The following is a 266-nucleotide window of genomic DNA, read 5'->3' on the forward strand; positions in this document are numbered from 1 at the left end:
TTGCTTATTCAGTCTTTTTTTCTCAGCAGAAAGATTATTCATTCGGATATAGACTAGAATATACACCAGATTCAACTGATATTCTTAATACTAAGGTTGAAGATTTTACTTTATTTATAGATAAGGGAAAATCTTATTTTGTTTCCGATAATTTTTTAAAGAGAGATTCCATATTAAAGTCATTGGAAAAATCACAGAATTTTAATTTCACATTTTTAAAAACTCCAAATACAAGATTCAAATCCGTAATTATTAAAGAAAACACA

Annotated in this window: 1 protein-coding gene; it reads left to right on the forward strand. The window is 25.2% G+C overall.

The annotated features are described in order from the left end of the window. On the forward strand, positions 1-266 hold a 266-nt coding region (locus tag SB659_RS19705), incomplete at both ends, for a hypothetical protein (RefSeq protein ID WP_410551634.1).

The organism is Arthrobacter sp. SIMBA_036 (assembly GCF_046535135.1).
GTDB lineage: Bacteria > Actinomycetota > Actinomycetes > Actinomycetales > Micrococcaceae > Arthrobacter.